This window comes from Pseudomonas sp. HMWF021 (assembly GCF_003061005.1).
GTDB lineage: Bacteria > Pseudomonadota > Gammaproteobacteria > Pseudomonadales > Pseudomonadaceae > Aquipseudomonas.
In genome coordinates this window covers 127,627-145,392 of sequence record NZ_QAIK01000145.1, presented here as the reverse complement: position 1 = coordinate 145,392, position 17,766 = coordinate 127,627, and the positions used below count along the sequence as shown (strand labels likewise).

General features: G+C 61.4%; 11 protein-coding genes and 1 pseudogene. 4 read left to right on the top strand and 8 right to left on the bottom strand.

Annotated features, from left to right (window positions below; translation table 11 throughout):
* Positions 1-12: 12 nt before the first annotated feature.
* The 5 genes from DBR18_RS20785 to pvdM form a co-directional block, all read right to left on the bottom strand.
* Positions 13-2,493 (bottom strand): TonB-dependent receptor, encoded by a 2,481-nt coding sequence (locus tag DBR18_RS20785; protein ID WP_177482411.1) that lies wholly within the window; start codon positions 2,491-2,493, stop codon positions 13-15.
* 114 nt (positions 2,494-2,607) lie between these two features.
* Positions 2,608-4,257 (bottom strand): cyclic peptide export ABC transporter, encoded by a 1,650-nt coding sequence (locus DBR18_RS20780; protein ID WP_108591716.1) that lies wholly within the window; start codon positions 4,255-4,257, stop codon positions 2,608-2,610.
* 108 nt (positions 4,258-4,365) lie between these two features.
* The gene (locus DBR18_RS20775; protein ID WP_108591715.1) at positions 4,366-5,253 is read right to left on the bottom strand and encodes a formylglycine-generating enzyme family protein; all 888 of its coding nucleotides are present in this window, start codon (positions 5,251-5,253) and stop codon (positions 4,366-4,368) included.
* Between the two features lie 37 nt (positions 5,254-5,290).
* The gene (locus tag DBR18_RS20770; protein WP_108591714.1) at positions 5,291-6,577 is read right to left on the bottom strand and encodes an aminotransferase class V-fold PLP-dependent enzyme; all 1,287 of its coding nucleotides are present in this window, start codon (positions 6,575-6,577) and stop codon (positions 5,291-5,293) included.
* Complete coding sequence (gene pvdM / locus DBR18_RS20765; protein WP_108591713.1) at positions 6,574-7,944, bottom strand: pyoverdine-tailoring dipeptidase-like protein PvdM; 1,371 nt, start codon at positions 7,942-7,944, stop codon at positions 6,574-6,576. Before pvdM ends, DBR18_RS20770 begins: the two co-directional genes overlap by 4 nt.
* A gap of 207 nt (positions 7,945-8,151) precedes the next feature.
* Between pvdM and DBR18_RS20760 the strand changes: the two genes are divergently transcribed.
* Positions 8,152-9,777, top strand: a complete 1,626-nt coding sequence (locus tag DBR18_RS20760; protein WP_108591712.1) for a PvdJ/PvdD/PvdP-like protein — start codon at positions 8,152-8,154, stop codon at positions 9,775-9,777.
* Positions 9,778-9,969: 192 nt separating this feature from the next.
* On the opposite strand, the gene DBR18_RS20755 is transcribed toward DBR18_RS20760, so the two are convergent.
* Genes DBR18_RS20755 through DBR18_RS20745 form a run of 3 tightly spaced genes read right to left on the bottom strand, consistent with a single transcriptional unit; the run spans position 9,970 to position 14,509 of the window.
* Positions 9,970-11,364 (bottom strand): efflux transporter outer membrane subunit, encoded by a 1,395-nt coding sequence (locus DBR18_RS20755; protein ID WP_108591711.1) that lies wholly within the window; start codon positions 11,362-11,364, stop codon positions 9,970-9,972.
* Between the two features lie 7 nt (positions 11,365-11,371).
* Positions 11,372-13,345, bottom strand: a complete 1,974-nt coding sequence (locus tag DBR18_RS20750) for a MacB family efflux pump subunit (protein WP_108591710.1) — start codon at positions 13,343-13,345, stop codon at positions 11,372-11,374.
* On the bottom strand, positions 13,346-14,509 hold the full coding sequence (locus tag DBR18_RS20745; protein WP_108591709.1) for an efflux RND transporter periplasmic adaptor subunit: 1,164 nt from the start codon (positions 14,507-14,509) through the stop codon (positions 13,346-13,348).
* A gap of 323 nt (positions 14,510-14,832) precedes the next feature.
* On the opposite strand from DBR18_RS20745, the gene DBR18_RS20740 reads away from it, so the two are divergent.
* From DBR18_RS20740 to DBR18_RS29605, 3 genes and pseudogenes are all read left to right on the top strand, one after another.
* Positions 14,833-15,315: a sigma-70 family RNA polymerase sigma factor gene (locus tag DBR18_RS20740; RefSeq protein ID WP_108591708.1), complete on the top strand. Its 483-nt coding sequence runs from the start codon at positions 14,833-14,835 to the stop codon at positions 15,313-15,315.
* A 131-nt stretch (positions 15,316-15,446) separates the two neighbouring features.
* Complete coding sequence (locus tag DBR18_RS20735) at positions 15,447-16,784, top strand: lysine N(6)-hydroxylase/L-ornithine N(5)-oxygenase family protein (RefSeq protein ID WP_108591707.1); 1,338 nt, start codon at positions 15,447-15,449, stop codon at positions 16,782-16,784.
* 590 nt (positions 16,785-17,374) lie between these two features.
* Positions 17,375-17,766 (top strand): annotated as a pseudogene (locus tag DBR18_RS29605) (cation-transporting P-type ATPase); the annotation flags it as partial.

The window sequence follows — 17,766 nt, the reverse complement described above, 5'->3', positions numbered from 1 at the left end:
CAACCGAAGCAATCAGAAGACAGCCTTGACCGACATCACGAAGTTACGCGGATCACCATAAAAGTTACCGAAACCTTCAGTACCAATGGTCGAGTAATAACGCTTGTCGAACAGGTTGTTACCGTTGAGCGCGACCGACCAGGTATCGTCGATCTTGTAGCCGATACGACCGTTCCACACGGCATAACCGGCACCGTTGATGTTGCCACCGCCAATCGGCGAGACGCGATAGTTGCCGCTCTGTGCGTTGACGCCGGCGCCGACGGTGACGCGATCCAGCGGGCCGGTCAGGCTGTAGTCACCCCAGACGCGCAGCAGGTGGCGTGGCACATAAGAGTTGTAGGCAGTGCCGTCCAGAGTGGTGTCGGCATCCTCCAGCACTTTGGTCTGGGTGTAGGTGTAGCCGGCCAGCAGTTGCAGACGGTCAATCACTTCACCGCTGACTTCCGCTTCGAAGCCCTGAGCGCGGACCTTGCCGGAGTTGATCGAGCAAGAGCTGTCTTCGCAGCGCAGATCATCCTGGGCCGCATCTTTCTGAATGGTGCGGAACAGGCTGAAGGAGCTGTTCAGACGACCGTCGAACCATTCACCCTTGATCCCCAATTCGTAGCTCTGGCCGATCAATGGCTTGAGGGTGCTGCCATCGATGGTCTTGTAAGCGCCTTGCGGGGTGAAGATGTCGGTGTAACTGGCGTAGGCGGTCAGGTTGTCGTTGAGGTCGAACAGCAACCCGGCGAACGGCGTGACTTGCCCGGTTTCGGTGGACTTGGTGTTGACCGGTGTGCCTTCACCGCGGAAGTACTGCACGGAGTCGGTGTCGGATTTGTACCAGCTCACACGGCTGCCCAGTACGAGGGTCAGCGGATCAGCCAGTTTGAAGCGGCCGATGGAGTAAGCGCCGTATTGCTTGATGTGCATGTCCACCGGGCCACCGCGGGATGCATTGGCCAGGTAATAGCTTTCATCCGGTTGCGGGATGTGGTGGTTCGGATCCAGCACGTTCTGACGTTGCGGCAACGCGGCCACTGCGTAGAAGTCATCCTTGTTCGAACGGCTGGCGTTTACGCCGACGGTCAGTTCATGTTGCTGGCCGAACGCGTCGAATTTGCCGTCAACGTAGGTATCGAAGCCGTAGTCGACCTGGTCGTAATCGTAGGTGCTGCCCAGCATCAAGGTGTTGGACGAAGTGGCGCCGACCGGTACGGCACCGCTCGGGAATGCGTATTCCATGTCCTGTGTGTTGCGCGAGTAGACGCCTGCGACCTTGAGCGACCAGTCGTCATTGAACTGGTGCTTGAGGTCGGTGAAGTAGGTGGCGCGCTTGCTGCGCTGGTTGTTCCAGGATGTGTTCAGGCAGGTTGAGCGCTTGAGGTGCAGGTCGGAGCCGTCGGCGTAACGCGGCAGGCCGCCCCAGCAAGGTGTGGCGTCGACGTCTTCCCAGGCGACGCCCACCCCCAGAGTGGTGTCGGGGCTGAGGTCGAAATCCAGGGCGCCGTAGTAGATCTGGTCCTTGCGGCTGGCGACGTCATAGAAATATTGACGGGTCTGTTCAGTGACCACGGCGCGACCACGGATGGTGCCCGAGTCGTTCAGCGGGCCACCGGTATCGACCTGTCCGCGGTAGTTGTCCCAGGTGCCTGCCGACAGTGAGAGTTCAGTGTGGGCGGTATCGCCGCCGCGCTTGCGCACGAAGTTGACGCCACCGGCGGTGCCGCCGGCGCCTTTCATCATGCCGGCGGCGCCACGCAGCACTTCCACACGGTCATAGATGGCCATGTCGCTGTTGAAACTGTCGGCCTGCACGTAGCTGCTGCCGATATCCAGCGGTACGCCGTCGTACTGATACTGGCCACTCATGCGGAAACCGCGGGAGTAGAAATACTTGCCGCCCATTGGCGAGTCGTAAACGGTGATGCCCGGGGTCTTCTCCATTACTTGTTCGATGGTGTTGAGGTTCTGGTCATCGAGCATTTCGCGCGTCATGACGGTGATCGACTGCGGGGTTTCTTTCAGCGAATGCACGCCCTTGCCGATGGTCACGCCGCCGGTGGTGTAGGAGTTGCTGCCTTCGGTGGTGGCGCTCATGCGTTGCGCATTGACGTTGGTCGGTGCCAGTTCCATGGTATCGCCGGTGGCCGGGCCGAGCACGGTCACGGTGTTGCCGTCACGCTGATAGCGAATGCCGGTGCCTTTGAGGATCGCGTTAAGCGAATCATCACCCTGGTAGCGCCCGCTGAGCGTGCTGGAACGCAGACCTTGCAGGCTTTCCGGGCTGTAGATGATTTGCAGGCTGGTCTGTTGACTGAGGGTCTGCAGAGCCTGTGCCAATGGCTGAGCCGGAATGTTCAGTGTCCATTCCTGTGCCTGGACATACGGGGTGGCAGCAACGGTCAGTGCCAGACCGAGACCGGTGGCAGCCAGTCGCGAACGTGTGGCTCCCTGCATCAACAGGGCTCGAGTCAGGGGGCGAAGCATGAAACGGGATGCGGACATGAGGTTAAGACCTTGGCAGGTATAGTTGTTAATGGTTCTTATTCATCTCATTAAGACGAGGAAGCCGCGGCAAACCGGAAAACTATTTTTCCGGCCTGGCCGCGGCCTCGTGTTTCAAGCGCTCTGCAGTTCGCTTTTGACCCTTCCGGCCTCCATGCGCACCAGTTGGTCGGCAACGTCGAAGTAACGATCATCGTGGGAAATCACGATGATGGTCTTGCCCAAGCGTTTGAGGTCGGGCAGCAACTCGGTGTAGAAAATCCGGCGGAACGTCGGATCCTGATCCGCCGCCCATTCATCGAACACCAGCACCGGGCGCTCTTCGAGCCAGGCATTGACCAGCGCCAGGCGTTTGCGCTGGCCGGTGGACAGATCGGTGGTGCTGAAGGCACCGTCGCGCACGCTGACCTTGTGCGCAATTTCCAGGCGTTCGAGGTAGCGGGTGGCGTCCTGCGGCACCTGGCGGTCGCCCTGGATCAGGTCGTCGAACAGGTAGTAGTCGGCAAAGATCGTGGTGAAGTTCTGTCGGTAGTCATCGCGGTTGAGCGCGGTGATTGCTTGATCGTTGACGCGGATTTCGCCCTCGGTCGGTGCGTACAGGCCGAGCAGCAATTTGATCAGCGTGGTTTTTCCACAACCGTTTTCGCCGACGATGAACACGATGTCGCCTTGTTCGATGCGCAGGTTGACCGGCCCCAGACGGAACGGTTCGCTGCCTTCAACCGCCGGGAAAGCGTAACGTACGTTGCGCAGTTCCAGGCTATTGACGGCTGCAGCCTTGCTGCCCGTGTCTTCCAGAAGCAGGTGCGGTTCCGGCGAGGAAAACTGTTCGCTCAGCTCGGCGATACGGCGAAACGCAATCTGCGCACGGCTGATGATCGGCAAGGTGCTGACCAGATGCTCCAGCGGGCCTTTCATGTACAGCAGCACCAGTACAAAGCCACTCATGACCGCTTTGTCGCCGCTCGGCCAGAAGGATTGCAGCGCCAGCGCCATGCCGATCACCACGAAGAACAGCATCGAGCCGAACGACTTGGCGATCACGAAGGTGTTGATGGATTTGATCTGGGTGTCGCAGATCTTTTCCGCGGTTTTCTGAATGCCGGCGACGAACATGCGCTGGCGTCGCGGGCGGTGGATACGCAGCTCCTTGGCCCCTTCGGCAATCGCGTTGTAGTGCTTTTGCAGTTCGTCTTCGGAGTCGCGCGCGGCGTAGAACCCGCGCATGCCCTTGGCCCGGGCAATCGCCTGAATCGTGGTGCCGATGGCAATGGCCACCAGCATCATCAGGAACATCGGCCAGGACAGCATCGCCAGGTAACCGAGGCAGCCAAGGGTGACGGTCATGGAGATCGCCAGCGGTGCAAAGGCGAAGGCGAAGTCGCTGATGGTGTCGACGTCGTGGGTCAGCACCGGGATCAACCGGTGACTGCGATAACGTTCGATCTGGTCGATCGGCGCCGACAGCACTTTCTCCCCCAGTTCCTTGCGCAGCCTGGCAATGATGTGCTGGCCGACATAGTTGGTGCCGATGTCCGACAGAATCGTCGTCAGCAACGCCAGGGCGCAGAGGCCGGCGAAGATCATGACCACGGTGCGGGTCAGGCCGTCATCGGAGTGCAGGGCATTGTTGATGGTCGCCAGCAGCACGGTAACGCTCAGGCCGCCGATCATGCCGAGCACGATGGACACTGAGACGATCAGGCGGAAGGGCTTGAGCAGGGCGAACAATTCGTTGATCGCCCCACGCGTAGGCTTGGTCATGGAGGATTCCTGCTTCGGTGCGGAGGGAGTGCCGGTACTTAAGGAAAACGAATGGTCACGGAGTTTCTTTAAACGACCGCAGACGGGCTGCGGTCGTGGCGGGCAGGATCAGAGGTCACGCACTACGCGGAAACCGAGCCAGTCACCCTTGCTGGTCGGCCAACTGCTGTTGCGGTTGCCGGAGCGGGAAAACACCGGCGCTTCTCCCCAATCGTTGCCGCGCATGACCTGGCGCTCACAGTTTTCCTGAACCCACGGACGACCATCGTCGGGCACCCCGGAATAGTCCTTGTGATAGCAATCGGCGGTCCACTCATAGACGTTGCCGTGGGCGTCGTAGACGCCGAAAGCGTTGGCTGGAAAGGTCCCGGCCGGGGAGGTGAAGTTGTAGCCGTCAGCTGCGCCATAGGTGTTGGCGTGTTTGGAGATCTGGTAGTTGTTGCCTTCATCGAACGGGAACGGGAAGGGCCCGGTGCTGCCACCACGGGCGGCGTATTCGCGGATCGATTCGCTTTGCAGGCGATAGCTGTGGCCAGTCTTTTTCGACAACCAGTCAATGTAACCCTGGGCTTCGGCGACATTCATGCACACGGCCGGGTCGCGCGCGGTCTGCTTGAACTCCGGTTTGCCGGCGGTGCAGCGGCGACCCGGACGATCATCGAAGTCGTAGGGCTTGTTGCCGGTTTCACGTACGTAAGCGTCCCATTCGCCGACCAGTACCTGGAAACGGCTGATGGCGAACGGTTTGTTGAAGGTCACCACGTGGCGCGGACCCTCATCCGGCTCGCGGCCGACTTCGTCCTCCGGGGTGCCCATGGTGAAGCTGCCAGTGGGCAGCACCACCATTTCCGGGCAGTCCTTGCAATCCTTGAACACTTTGCCCGGAGCAGGTGGGGTCGCAGCCTGTGCGGCGCCGGGCAACAGACCGGCGCACAGCGCGGTCAGGGCCAGCACGGGGAGGGCCTTGAAAGTGAATGAGGCGTGGGGCTTTTTCATGAGTCGTCTCTGTGAAAGGAAAACCGGGGTCGAGCGCTCAGGCGCGCAGTTTTTTGCCGAGGATGTCCATGAACCGGTCGACTTCGGCTTCGCTGTTGAGCAGCCCGGGTGCGGTGCGGATCACCGGGCCGACATCACGGCTGACCGCGTCGCAGATCACGCGATTGTTCATCAGGTAGGCGGCGACCTCGTCGCTGTCCTGATCCTTGACCCGGAAGAACGTGAATCCGGCGCTGAACTGCGGATCAAGCGGGGTGACCAGTTCGATGCTCGAGTGTTCTCGCAGGCGCTGCTTCAGATAACCGTTGAGCTGATGAATGCGCGCCTGAACGTCGGCCTTGCCCAGTTGCAAATGCAACTTGAAGGCCTCGTCCAGCGCCCAGCGATGCTCGAAAGCGTGGTAGCCGCCCGGGCTCATGGTTGTGGCGAATGTAGTGGCCTCGGAGAACGTCGGCACGCTGGGACTGACGTATTTCACTTCTTCACTGCGGCTGCAGACGATGCCCGTACCGCGCGGGCCGAACATCCATTTGTGGGTGCCGGCAATGAAAAAGTCGCAGTTCATCTGCGGGAAACTCAGGTCATCGACACCGAAGCCGTGCACACCGTCGACCACGTAAATCAATCGGTCCTGATCTTCACGTTGACGGTTGTGTTCATCGACCAGCCGCGAAATGTCGCCGATCGGCAACTTCACGCCACTGCCCGAATGCACCCAGGTCATCCCCAGTACGCGTGTTTCGGGGCGGATGTTGCGGTTGATAGTGTCGAGCACCTGATCCAGCGAAATGCTTTGCGGGGTTTCGAACAGCTGGAGTTTACGCACCCGGGTGCCATCGCGGCGGGTGCGGAAATCGAGGATGTTGCGGGTCGAATAGTGCTCGTGCTCGGTGGTGAGGATTTCCTGATCCGGGCGCACGTGCACGCCGCCATAAATCATCGCCAGGCCTTCGGTGGTGCTGCCGGTGAGGGCGATCTGGCCCGGTTTGGCCTGCAGGTATTTGCCGGCCCAGACCCGCACATTGTCTTCGCGCTTTTCGGTGACGCCGAAATCCCAGTCCATGGCCAGTCCCGGGTTCAGGTCCAGCGCAGCACGATGGCGCGCGATGGCGTCACGCACGGGTTTGGGGTGGGAGGTGACCAGGAAATTGGCGAAGTGAATAGCCTGCGGATCCTGATCGAACAACTGGCGCAGCTGCGTCCATTTGCTCCCGGAAGATACCGGGGCGGACGCAGCCGTCGCTGACCCAGCGAGGGTCGTGCCAAACGGCAGGGCGGCGGCAATCACGCCTGCCTGTTTCAAAAACGTGCGACGGTCGGTCATGGCTGGGCGGTGTCCTGGCGGGAGATCAACGCCGGTTTGGCCGCTTTCTGCACCTGATCCCAGACGCGCATGAAGTTGCCGCCCCACAGTTTGGCGATGTCTGCTTCGGAGTAACCACGCTGGATCAGTTCGGCGGTGACGTTGCGGATTTCACCGACGTTTTCCCAGCCCTTGATGCCGCCGCCGTCGTTGAAGTCCGACGAGATACCGACATGGTCGATACCGATTTTTCGCACGGTGTAATCGATGGCATCACCGAGGTCCTTGAGGGTCGCTTTCGGTTCTTCTTCAAGGATCGCGTAGAGGCCACTGGCGTACTGGCCGAGTTTCTGTTCGGACCAGGCGGTGATGATCGGATCGCCCGGCATCAGCGCCATGGCCAGGTTCGGCAACGGTGGCAGGTCGAAGCGCGCGCGCAGTGCGTTGAGCTTGTCCTGGGTGCCTTGGGTCAGCGGTTTGAGGTATTGCGAGAAACCGACCACCTGCACCACGCCGCCGCTGTTCTTGATCAGTTGCAATTCCTTGTCGCTGAGGTTGCGCGGAATATCCACCGCTGCCCGTGGCGCCGAGTGCGAAGCCACCAGCGGTGTGCGGCTCAGTTGTGCGACCTGTTCCAGGCCTTTGGTCGACATCTGCGAGACGTCGATGATCACGCCCAGATCGTTCAAACGGTGCACCGCTTGCTTGCCGATGTCCGAGAGACCGTCGAGGGCATCGGGCGAATCATTGAAAAACGGCAGCGGGCGCGACGAGTCGGCCCAGCTGTTGTTGCCGATGTAGCTGAAGCCGAACATGCGCATGCCGCGCCCGGCCCACAAGTCCAGTTTGCTCAGGTCGTTGCCCAGCGGGTAGGCGTTGAGCATGCTGATGAAAATCGCGAACTTGCCTTCGCCATGCAGGCGACGAAAATCATCCGGGGTGTAGGCGATGCCAACCTGATTGGGAAAGTCGCGGGCCATCCCGGAAATGATTTTGTAGCGCACTTCCTGTTGATTGCGCGCCTCCTCGACGAAACCCTCGGTCGGGCGATGCGGCGCATTCGGACCGTTCCACATTTCCGGCCAGCCAAACACGGTCAGCGCCGCGCCGGACAAACGACCGCGATTGGCCTTGATCAGGTCGAACTGGCCCGAGCCGTCCTTGTCGGCTTCGTTGCCGTGCGCGCCGAAACTCAGTGGCACGGTGATGTGGCTGTCGAACGAGAGGATGCGATCCTGCAGCTCGGTCGCCTGTTTCATCACTTTGACCGGATAGCCGGGGTTGTCCCGAAACCAGTAATCCCAAGCCAGAAACCCTGCGCCGGCGCTGATCGCCAAGGCCAGCGGCAGGCCGATAAATAGAGCCTTTTTCGAACGCGGTTTTGTCATTGCCATCTCATTCAGGTTCGCCGTCGAGGTGCAGGCGCAGGGGCCTTTGCTATCTGGGAGGAACGAGTGACCGGACGGGTAATTTAGTGGGGTGAGTGAAAAGCGCTCACGGCGCGCGGCGATCTTTTGCCGGGGCCATAAATTTCCTCGGCGAGCAAACGTTCTAGCTTGGATAAAGCCTGCTTCATGGCTGACACAGGTAGGGCAATGACGATCTCTCGACGCTGGTTCATGGCGGGCATGGCACTCACGGGCGCCGCGCTGCCTGCCGCTTTTTATGCACATCGTGAGCTGACCCGTGAGGAGTTTCCGATCACGCCGGGGGAAGCCACGGTGGATCTCGCCGACACGGCCGGTCAGCAGTTGGCGGACAACCTGCGCGGTGTGTGGGATATCCGCTTCAGCGGGGCCGCCGCAGGGCTGGACGGCGTGCCACACGAAGGTCTGGAATTGTTTCTCGACATTGCCCGTCGTGGCCGCGGCTTGCGCGGATTCCTCGATACCGGCGTCAATTTGCGTTCTGAGGCACCGGCGCGGTATCAGGTGATTGGCGATCTGGCGTCGGGCAACGGCGCCGAGCTGTACTGGCGACTGCTGCGCAGCGATGCGCCAGAAGCGCCGCCGGTCTATGAGTTGAAAGTCAAACTGGACGAAGTCTGGGCGGCGTTCGGCAACGCCGGCAGCGGCACGTTCACCGGACAGGTGTTGCGCCTGGACCGACCGCTGGGATTGCCCGAACTCGACAACCATTTCATCGCCATCAAACGACGCTTTCCAGAGGCTCGCGAACGCACCGGGTTGAATCCGACACTGTTGGCGTGGCTGGTCGCTCCGGAACATCGCCTGTTCCACCAGCTCTGGCATGCGACCCGCGACAAGTGGCACAAGCTCTCGGAGAAAAAACGCGAGGCCCTGCGCGGGATCGGCTGGCAACCCGGGCCGCGCGACAACGAGCGCGATGCCCGCGGACCACGCAAGGACCGCAATGGCTCGGGCATCGACTTTTTCTTCATGCACCGACACATGCTGGGCAAGGCCCGCTCAATGCAGGACTTGCCGTCGTGGGCGGCGTTCCCCATGCCGCAACCGGAACTGGAACGCGACCGCCAGGGTTTCGCCCGCTACTTCGACAACCACGACGGCAACGCCTTGCCGCCGACCTGGGTGACCGACGGCGATGATGAGTACACTCAGTGGGTCGCTGACATCAAGGCGGCCGAGACTTACCACAGCAATTTCCAGGTCTGGGAATCGCAGTACCGCGACCCGCGATACTTGTCGAAACTCACCCTTGGCCAATTCGGCTCGGAGGTAGAGCTGGGCCTGCACGATTGGTTGCATATGCGCTGGGCTTCGGTAGCGCGCGACCCGTCCAACGACATTCCGGTGCCGATGGCGCGCGATCAGGCGGATTTTGCCGCGCGTTGGTACGCCCCGGAAAACGATTTTCTCGGCGACCCGTTTTCTTCCCATGTGAACCCGGTGTTCTGGCGTTTTCACGGCTGGATCGATGATCGCCTCGAAGACTGGTTTCGCGCCCATGAGCGTTTTCACCCGGGCGAAGTCAGTCGTTTGGAGGTCAATGGTGTGCCGTGGTTTGCGCCGGGGCGCTGGGTCGAAGTCGACGACCCGTGGCTGGGGCCGGACACCCATGGCTGCAGTACCGTGCCGGGGCTGCAAATTGGCCGCTCGGTGGAGATGGACCCGGAAACCATGAAGCTGGCGCTGCGCATCACCTTTGGCGATGAAGACAATATGGCCGACCTGTTCCGCAAGGTGCCGCAGAGACCGTGGTATGCGAGGCATCTGAAAGTGAAAGGGCGGCAACTTTAAGCGCAAAAAAAATCGCAGCCTGGTGCTGCGATTTTTTTTGCCTTTAGAGATTGGTTTCGCCTGACCTGGTGCTTTTCGCGAGCAGGCGCGCTCCCACAGGGATCTGCGTTGAGCCTCGATCTGTGACGCGCCCATCACCTCTGTGGGAGCGAGCCTGCTCGCGAAGGCGTCGGGACAGTCGACAAGGGACGGTCAGATGACTTGCCAGCCGCCACCCAGCGCTTTGTACAAGGCAATGCTGGCCTGCAACCGCGAGAGGCGCAGCTGCACGTTCATGTCCTGCGCGGCATACAACGTGCGCTGGGTTTGCAGTACGGTGAGCAGGTCTTCGGCTCCGGCCTGATAGCGACTTTGGGCGATGTCGAAAGCGGTTTGCGCCTGGCTCAGTTCCTCGCTTTGCCATTGTCGTTGTTCGTCGAGGCCGCGAATGCTGCTGAGGGCTTTTTCGACGTCGGCGAAGCCATTGATGATTGCCCCGCGGTACGTCTCCAGCAGTTCGTCCTGCCGAGCCTTGGCCTTGTCGCGTTCGGCGCTCAGGCGGCCATTGTTGAAGATCGGTGCGGTCAGCCCTGATGACAGGTTATAGAACGTCGTGCGCAGCAGATCCGCCGCCAGATCGGCGCCGGTGCCGAGGCTGGCGGTGAGGGTAACTTTAGGCAGCATGGCCGCCCGCGCCACGGTGACATCGGCCTGCGCGGCCGCAAGCCTGGCTTCGGCGCTGGCGATGTCCGGGCGCCGGCTCAGCAGCTCGCTGGGCACGCCACTGGCGATGTTCGGCCACTGCAATTGTTCGAATGACTGTTGAGGTGACGCCAGCGTCTGCACCGGTTGACCGAGCAGGGCGGCAAGGCTGATCAGAGCTTCGCGTGCCTGTTGCTGCACCAAGGGCAATTTGCGCTGTTGTTCGGCCACCAGACTTTTCTGCTGGGCCAGTTCCAGCGCGGTGGCGCTGCCGGCGTCGAAGCGGGTTTGCACCAGGTGCAATACGTTTTGCGCGTTGGCCAGATTAAGCTCGGCGATGCGCGCCTGTTCACGCAAAGCCAGGGCCTGGGTGTAGCTGGTGGCAACGCCGCTTTGCAAGGTCAGTTCGACGGTGGCGCGATCGAATTCACTGGCCTGCACGCCGAACACGGCGCTGTCGCGGGCGGCGCGTTTGCCGCCCCAGAAATCGATTTCGTAACTGGCGCTCAGCTCCGCGTCGTAGTAATCCAGCGAACGATTGTCCGGGTTCACGTCCAGCTGGCTGTAGCCCTTGCCGTGCAACAGTTTCTGCCGATTGGCATTCAATCCGGCCTTGATCTCCGGCAGCAGCGGGGCGCCGGCAATCGTCGCGCTGGCCTGCGCCTGCCTGACCCGGGCTACTGCGGCGCCGAGGTCGTGACTGCTCAGGCGCGCCTGTTCGACCAGTCGATCGAGTTCGGGGCTGCCGAACTGCGTCCACCATTGGCGGTTGTTCTGCACCGCACCGGGATGATCCGGCGACTGCCAGGCGGGCGGTGGCTGCACGCCGCTTTCGGGACGTGGCGCAGGGCTGCTGCAGGCCGCCAGCATGAGGCTGGCGGCAAGGAGGGTCAGTGGCGCTTTCATAGATCGATCATTCACTGGTAAGGGCCGTGACCGGGTCGAGCCGGGCGGCCTTGCGGGCAGGCATGAAGCCGAAGATGACACCGGTGACCAGGGCGCAGGCAAAGGCGCCCAGCACAGCCAGCCATTGAAACGCGATGGCCACGCCGCTGAACTTCAGGACGCCGCCGACCAGCATCGCCAGGCTGATACCGGCAATGCCACCCACTACCGAAAGCATCACTGCTTCGGTGAGAAACTGGCGCAAAATGTCGCGCTGACGGGCACCGGTGGCCATGCGAATGCCGATTTCCCGGGTGCGTTCGCGCACGGTCATGAGCATGATGTTCATCACGCCGATACCGCCCACCAGCAGCGAAATGGCAGCGATGGCGCCGAGCATCAGCGACAGCGTGCCCTGGGTGCGCGCCTCGGCCTGGATCATCGCGGCGTTGTTGGTCAGTTCGAAGTCCTTCTTGCCGTTGTGCCGGCGCAGCATCGCTTGTTCGATGGCCTGTTCGGCCTCTTTGACCTTGCGCGCATCTCTGGCAGCGATCACCACGTATTCCGGATTGCGGCTGCCGAACAGACGCATGCTGGCTGCGGAGTAGGGCACGGCGATGCGATTGTCGCTGTCGGAGTCGCCGGAGCTTGAGCCTTTTTCAGCGAGGACCCCGAGGACCTGGAACGGCACGTTTTCGATCAGGATGTACTGGCCGATCGGATCGGCGACATCCTTGAGCAATTTGTCGCGTACTTTGGTGCCGATTACCGCGACAGCGGCGGCGCTGTCTTCGTCGGCCTGGGTGAAGTAACTGCCCTGAACCACCGGCCAGTTGAAAATGCTCGGGAAGTTGGTGTCGTTGCCGCCGACATAACTGCTGTGATCGGCGTTGCCGAAACGCACGCCGGCGGTCGAGCCGTTGACCGGCATGATGCGTTCGACCTGGGGCAGGGCGGCCAGCTCGGCGACGTCATCGAGCGTGATGATCCCCGGAGGTGTGCGCGGGTTGGGCGCGGCGCCGCTCAGATAAATGATGTTGGAACCGAAGGCGCCCATCTGCGCCATGACCTGGCGTTTGCTGCCTTCGCCCACCGCCAGCATCACCACCACCGAAGCCACGCCGATGACAATGCCGAGCAGCGTCAGCGCGGTGCGAAACCGGTTGATCCACATGACTCGCCAGGCGGCTTGCACCGCGTCCACCAGTTCACCTTTCCAGGCGTCGGTCCGGGTACTGCCGGCACTCAGGCGCTGGCGCAGATCGACCGCTTGCAGGGCACCGGGATTGGCGCTACGGGGCGCGGCAGACGGATGCTCGGCGGTGTCGCTGATGATCAGGCCGTCGCGGATTTCGATGATGCGTTTGGCCCGTTGCGCCACTTCGCGGTCGTGGGTGATGAGAATCACCACATGGCCCTGGCCGGCGAGTTCGTCGAGCAAGGTCATCACCTCGGCGCCGCTGTGGCTGTCGAGGGCGCCAGTGGGTTCGTCGGCCAGAATGATGTGGCCACCGTTCATCAGCGCCCGGGCAATCGACACGCGCTGCTGCTGACCGCCGGAGAGTTGGTGCGGGCGGTTGCCGGTGCGACTGGCCAGGCCCAGGCGCTCCAGCAATGCACTGGCCCGCGCGTGGCGTTCTGCCGCCGGAGTACCGGCGTAGATGGCCGGCATCTCGACATTTTCCTGGGCGGAGCCGGACGGTATCAGGTGATAGCCCTGGAACACGAAACCGAACGCCTCGCGGCGTAGCCACGCCAGTTCGTCGGTGTCCAGTTGCGCGACATCTTCACCGGCAAAACGATATTCGCCGCTGGTAGGGCGATCGAGGCAGCCAAGGATGTTCATCAGCGTCGATTTGCCGGAGCCGGAAGCGCCGACGATGGCCACGAACTCGCCGGCGTGAATCGACAGATCGATGCCGCGCAACACCTCCACCAGCGGACTGTCATTGCCGCCATAGGATTTGCGGATCTGCCGCAGGTCAATCAGGGGCGTTTGCATTCAGCCTCCGCTGCCGGTGGCGGGAGCGCTGAGGACGTGATCGCCCTCGACCAGACCTTCGAGCACTTGCGTGCGCAGGCGATCGCTGATGCCGGTGCGCACATCGCGGGACTGGATTTCGCCGTTGGCGGCAACGACCTGTGCCCGTTGCCACTGCGCACGCGTGCCTGGTTGCAGGGCTGCGCTTGGCACGGTCAGGGTGTCCCTGGCCTGTTGCGCGACAAAGAACACCTGCGCAGTCATGTCGGTCATAAGGCTGTTGTCAGCGTTGTCGACATCGAGCAGCACGGTGTACAGCACCACTCGTTCGCTGCCGCTGCGACCGCTGGTGGGGCTGCCACCCTGATTCTGTTCGAGAGGGCGCGGCGGCACCGGCAGGATCTGACGCACGGTGCTGCTCCAGCGCCGGCTGCCGCCGCTGAGGGTAGTGAAGTAGGCGGTCATGCCGGGTTTGACGTGGCCGATGTCCGCTTCGGAAACCTCGGCCCAGACCGTCATTGGCGACAGCCGTGCGATGCGCAGGATCAACGGCGTCTGTTGCTGCGCGTTGAGTGTCTGGCCTTCGCGTGCGCCCACCGCCACCACGGTGCCGCTCATCGGTGCATAAATGCGCGTGTAGCCGAGCTCGGCCTCGTCGCTGCGCAGGCTTGCCTGAGCCTGGCGAATCTGCGCCTGGAACATGTCGATGCGCGCCTGGGTCGCGCGAACTTCGGCGCGTGCGGTCTGTACATCCTCTTCGCGGGTAGCGCCACCGGCGGCGAGCTTTTGCTGGCGCTGGTATTTCTGTTGTGCAAGATCGTGCTGGGCGCGCTGCTCCTGCAATTGCGCCTTGAGATTTTCAATCGAGAAACGCCCGGCATCGAGTTTGGCTTTTTGCGTCGAGGGGTCGATCTCCACCAGCAACTGGCCCTCCTTGACCGTATCGCCAGCCTCGACATGAATCTTCTGGATCTGCCCCGAAGCCTGCGCGCCGACATCCACATAACGCCGTGGCTGCAAAGTACCCAATGCGGTCACGCTGTTTTCGATATTGCTGCGGGTCACCTGCACGGTGGCGAGGGCGTCCCGCCCGGGCGGCAAAACCTGCCACGCGGCTACGGCAATCACAGGAATCAGACAAAGGGCGGCGAACAGGGCGCGTCGGGCGGAGCGGGGACGTTTCATGCAGGGTTCCGGCCAGTAGGTTCGGCCCGTCGTTCAACAGCGGCGGCACAGTGCGCGGGGGTTGAACGCTGTCGCAAGACGCGACAGATACGGGGAGCTGTCCTGTAAACGATGCATGCGCAAGGGAATTTAACTGCGCACACATCATGTAACAGGTAGTCGCAAAGGAGTATTTGGCCTGGATGTGGAAACAGCTCTTTAAATCTATATGAGAATTACTATAAATTACGCACCTCAAGTTGCCACCATCTTGCTACTGCGGATCGCGGGCGGCGGGGTCAGTGTGCTCAAGGACAGGAACTGCATCGATGCGGTCGGGAGTCATGTTGGAAAACTACTATCGCGAGCTGGTGTGTTTCCTGAACGCCAAGCTGGGCAATCGTCAGGTTGCCGAAGATGTGGTGCATGACGCTTATCTACGGGTGCTGGAGCGATCCAGTGACACGCCCATCGAGCAACCCCGGGCGTTTCTTTATCGCACCGCCCTGAACCTGGTCATCGACGATCACCGGCGCAACGCCCTGCGTCAGGTAGAGTCGCTTGATGTGCTCGACAGCGAAGAGCGCTATTTCACACCGTCACCCCACGGCACTCTCGACCACGGCCAGCGTCTGGAGATGCTTCAGCGCGCGCTGGCGGAATTGCCGCCGCTGTGCCGCGACAGCTTTTTGCTGCGCAAGATCGAAGGCCTGTCCCATCCGGAAATCGCCGCGACCCTCGGAATCTCCAAGGCGTCGGTGGAAAAACATATCGTCAATGCCATGAAGCATTGCCGATTGCGGATCAAACAATGGGACGCCCACTGATCCTTCCAGGTTAAATTTCCTTTCATCGTCCTCGTTCTTACTCAACAGACGACCTGCCGACCTGTTTCAGGCCGGTCAGGCCACCCAGTCTTTATCCCCGTGTTGAGGGGTTCATCCAGAGGACACTGGAAATGACTCAGGCAATTGCATCGCCCATCGTTCACGACCTGATCGGCGTCGGTTTCGGCCCTTCGAACCTGGCGCTGGCCATCGCTCTGCAAGAGCGCGGCCCGACCCACGGCGAGCTGGATGTGCTGTTCCTCGACAAACAGGCCAACTACAGCTGGCACGGCAACACCTTGTCGACCCAAAGCGAGTTGCAGATTTCCTTCCTCAAGGATCTGGTGACCCTGCGCAACCCGACCAGCCCGTACTCCTTCGTCAACTACCTGAAGGCCCATGGTCGTCTGGTGGACTTCATCAACCTCGGCACCTTTTATCCGTGCCGCATGGAGTACAACGACTACCTGCGCTGGGTTGCCGGGCAGTTCACCGAGCAGAGCCGCTACGGCGAAGAAGTGCTGACCATCGAGCCGGTGCTGCACAACCACCAGGTTGAAGCGCTGCGGGTGATCTCCCGTGATACCGAGGGCCAGCAGTTCGTGCGCACCGCGCGTTCGGTGGTGGTCAGCGCCGGCGGTACGCCGCGTATTCCCGAAGCGTTCAAGGCGCTCAAGGGCGACAGCCGCGTGTTCCACCACTCGCAGTACCTGTCGCAGATGGCCAAGCAGCCGTGTGTGAACAATCAACCGATGAGCATTGCGATCATCGGCGGCGGGCAGAGCGCGGCGGAGGCTTTCATTGATCTGAACGATTCGTTCCCGTCGGTACAAGTCGACATGATCCTGCGCGGCTCGGCCCTCAAGCCTGCCGACGACAGCCCGTTCGTCAACGAAGTGTTCTCGCCGGAGTTCACTGATCTGGTGTTCCAGCAAAATAGCGCCGAGCGTGAGCGGCTGGTCAACGAGTACCACAACACCAACTACTCGGTGGTGGACATCGACCTGATCGAGCGCATCTACGGCATCTTCTATCGACAGAAAGTCTCGGGCGTCGCCCGTCACGCGTTCCGCACCCTGACCACCGTCGAAAGCGCCACCGCCACCGAGCACGGCATTGAACTGGCGGTGCGCAACAACGCTACCGGCGAAGTTACCGTGCGCATTTATGATGCAGTGGTGCTGGCTACGGGTTACGAGCGTCAGTTGCACCGCAAACTGCTGGCGCCGCTGCAAGAGTATCTGGGCGATTTCGAGGTTGATCGCAACTACAAACTGATCACCGACGAGCGCTGCAAGGCCGGTCTGTACATGCAGGGCTTCTGCCAGGCCAGCCATGGTCTGAGCGACACATTGCTGTCGGTGCTGCCGGTGCGTGCCGACGAGATTGCCGGTTCGCTGTATGAGCATGGCAAGCATCGTGGGCACAGCCGTTCGATGGCGGATCTGCTGTTGGCGACGGCCAGCTGATTTTGTAGCGCCTGATACACCGCTTTCGCGAGCAAGCCCGCTCCCACATTGGCTCTCTGTTGACCACAAAATCTGTGTTTAATGGAGATCCCCCTGTGGGAGCGGGCTTGCTCGCGAAGGGGCCGTCAAAAACACCCTGAAATCTGAATCCTGAACCCTTCCTGAACATCCCCGATATTCCCCGACACACCTCCTTACACGGGTTTACTCTCCAGACATCGGGGCGTAAGCTTCGCGCGTTTTCATCAATAGCGGAGACCCACAGTGGGTACTTGTTCGAGTGACAGTTGTCGGCCGGTCTCGGTAACCGGCAGATTCTCGGCAAGATAACGCGCAGCCTTTCTCTGCCGTTGTCTCGCCGTAAAGCGAGCAGCGGCATCCCGATCATGACCAGCAAGGTCATGTCCCGACGTCCTTCTCATCGACACTGAATGTGCGTGGTTTCGACCTTGTGGTCGCAATCGCAAACCTATCGACACGCCTGTCTTTTCTGACCGGCGCGCCAAGCCTTGCCGTGCCGGTTTTTCCGGCGCACGAGGCGCGGTCGTACCTGCTCGACGGTTTCCCGGCTGACCATAGGGGCAACAGCCATGAAACTTACGCTCAAGGAATTTTTCGCAGGCTTCCTGCGTACACGCCACATCGCCCGGCACTTCCGTCGTCTGGCGCTGCTGGAATCGATCAGCGACACCACGGTCAGCCGTGAAGTGCCGCCCACTCTGGCCAACACCCTGGTCGATGCGGCCCATCGCGACAGCGGTGAACTGCTGTCGTCACTGGGCACTCACACCGACGGCCTGACTGACTTTGAAGTCGACGCCCTGCGTGCGCAGTACGGCCTCAACGAAGTCGAACACGAGCAGCCGCTGCCATGGTGGATCCACCTGTGGCACTGCTACAAAAACCCGTTCAACCTGCTGCTGACCCTGTTGGCGGTGATTTCGTGGCTGACCGAAGACCTGAAAGCCGCCACGGTGATTTT

What these genes read in the sequence shown, in the direction of transcription:
- DBR18_RS20785 (WP_177482411.1), bottom strand. Translation starts at nt 2,493, where the DNA reads ATGTCCGCATCCCGTTTCATGCTTCGCCCCCTGACTCGAGCCCTGTTG.
- DBR18_RS20780 (WP_108591716.1), bottom strand. Translation starts at nt 4,257, where the DNA reads ATGACCAAGCCTACGCGTGGGGCGATCAACGAATTGTTCGCCCTGCTC.
- DBR18_RS20775 (WP_108591715.1), bottom strand. Translation starts at nt 5,253, where the DNA reads ATGAAAAAGCCCCACGCCTCATTCACTTTCAAGGCCCTCCCCGTGCTG.
- DBR18_RS20770 (WP_108591714.1), bottom strand. Translation starts at nt 6,577, where the DNA reads ATGACCGACCGTCGCACGTTTTTGAAACAGGCAGGCGTGATTGCCGCC.
- pvdM (WP_108591713.1), bottom strand. Translation starts at nt 7,944, where the DNA reads ATGACAAAACCGCGTTCGAAAAAGGCTCTATTTATCGGCCTGCCGCTG.
- DBR18_RS20760 (WP_108591712.1), top strand. Translation starts at nt 8,152, where the DNA reads ATGACGATCTCTCGACGCTGGTTCATGGCGGGCATGGCACTCACGGGC.
- DBR18_RS20755 (WP_108591711.1), bottom strand. Translation starts at nt 11,364, where the DNA reads ATGAAAGCGCCACTGACCCTCCTTGCCGCCAGCCTCATGCTGGCGGCC.
- DBR18_RS20750 (WP_108591710.1), bottom strand. Translation starts at nt 13,345, where the DNA reads ATGCAAACGCCCCTGATTGACCTGCGGCAGATCCGCAAATCCTATGGC.
- DBR18_RS20745 (WP_108591709.1), bottom strand. Translation starts at nt 14,509, where the DNA reads ATGAAACGTCCCCGCTCCGCCCGACGCGCCCTGTTCGCCGCCCTTTGT.
- DBR18_RS20740 (WP_108591708.1), top strand. Translation starts at nt 14,833, where the DNA reads ATGTTGGAAAACTACTATCGCGAGCTGGTGTGTTTCCTGAACGCCAAG.
- DBR18_RS20735 (WP_108591707.1), top strand. Translation starts at nt 15,447, where the DNA reads ATGACTCAGGCAATTGCATCGCCCATCGTTCACGACCTGATCGGCGTC.